Annotated in this window: 1 protein-coding gene; it reads right to left on the reverse strand. The window is 44.6% G+C overall.

Annotated elements, in window-relative coordinates; translation table 11 throughout:
• Positions 1–1,762 (reverse strand): DNA-directed RNA polymerase subunit beta (gene rpoB / locus AC1DUA_RS36320; protein ID WP_477504351.1); only part of this gene is annotated, 1,762 nt, incomplete at both ends.

Raw genomic sequence — 1,762 nt, forward strand, 5'->3', positions numbered from 1 at the left:
ACGTTCGGGATGTCACGCGTAATTTCTTCAGGTCCAAGCTTCGTGTCACGTGCTTCTGACTCGTATTCCTCGATGTGAATGGATGTGTAGACATCTTCTTTCACAAGTTTTTGGCTCAACAAGATCGCATCCTCGTAGTTATAACCTTCCCAAGTCATGAAAGCTACGACAACGTTACGACCCAAAGCCAATTCGCCTTGTTCTGTCGATGGTCCATCAGCAAGAATATCTCCTGCTTTAATCACTTGACCCTTTTTCACAATCGGGCGTTGATTAATGCACGTACCTTGGTTGGAACGCATAAATTTGTGAAGCTTATATTTGACGATATTACCGCTGACTAATTTGCCATCTACCATTTCCTGGCGGCGCAGCCAAATTTCATTTGCAGCAGCTTTCTCAATAATTCCATCAAATTTGGAGACAATACATACTCCCGAGTCCTTAGCAACCTTGTGCTCCATACCCGTACCTACAAGAGGTGCTTTTGGAATCAAAAGAGGTACCGCTTGACGCTGCATGTTGGATCCCATCAACGCGCGGTTGGAGTCATCGTTTTCTAGGAACGGAATTAACGCTGTCGCTACAGAAACAACTTGCTTCGGAGAAACGTCCATGTAGTCGACACGTTCAACCGGTAGCGTTAAGTTATCATCTTTGTAACGTACGATAATCGCTGAATCAACAAATTTACTATCATCTGTCAATTCGGCATTTGCTTGCGCGATAACATAATTATCTTCTTCATCCGCAGTCAGGTAGGCGATTTGGTCAGTAATAGTTCCTGTCTTAGGATCTACCCAACGGTAAGGAGCCTCAATGAAGCCATACTCATTAATACGGGCGAAAGTAGACAGGGAGTTGATCAAACCAATGTTCGGTCCCTCTGGGGTCTCAATTGGACACATACGGCCATAGTGAGAGTGATGCACGTCGCGAACTTCCATCCCTGCGCGCTCTCTCGTCAAACCACCGGGTCCGAGTGCGGATAGACGTCTTTTGTGCGTCAACTCAGCAAGCGGGTTCGTTTGGTCCATAAACTGAGAAAGCTGGGAGCTACCGAAGAACTCTTTGATCGACGCGATAACTGGTCGAATGTTGATCAAAGCTTGTGGCGTGATGACATTCGCATCTTGAATGGACATACGTTCACGAACAACACGTTCCATACGGGATAAACCGATACGGAATTGGTTTTGCAGCAATTCACCAACAGAACGAAGTCTACGGTTACCTAAGTGGTCAATATCATCCGTATTCCCGATGCCATGCAGCAAGTTGATGAAATAGTTAATGGATGAAATGATATCGGCAGGCGTGATGTTTTTGACTTGTTTGTCGATAACCCCGTTAGAGATTACTTTAACAACCTTGCCTTCTTCCGTAGGTGAGTAAACATTAATGCACTGAACAGGGATTGTATCCGCGCCAGTTACACCTTTTGGAATAGTAAACTCTTTGTAGCCTGCTCCTTTTTCGATAAAAGGAAGGATTTCGTCTAACACACGACGATCCAGTAATTGTCCTGCTTCCGCGATGATTTCTCCCGTTTCGGAATCTACCAAAGTTTCAGCCAGACGTTGATTGAACAATCTATTTTTAATGTGTAATTTCTTGTTGATTTTGTAACGACCTACGTTAGCTAGATCATAACGCTTCGGATCAAAGAAACGAGCAACGATCAAGCTTCTTGCATTATCAAGTGTAGGTGGCTCACCCGGACGAAGACGCTCATAGATTTCGATTAACGCTTTTTCCGTAG

It is taken from the genome of Paenibacillus sp. 01T422, assembly GCF_056398785.1.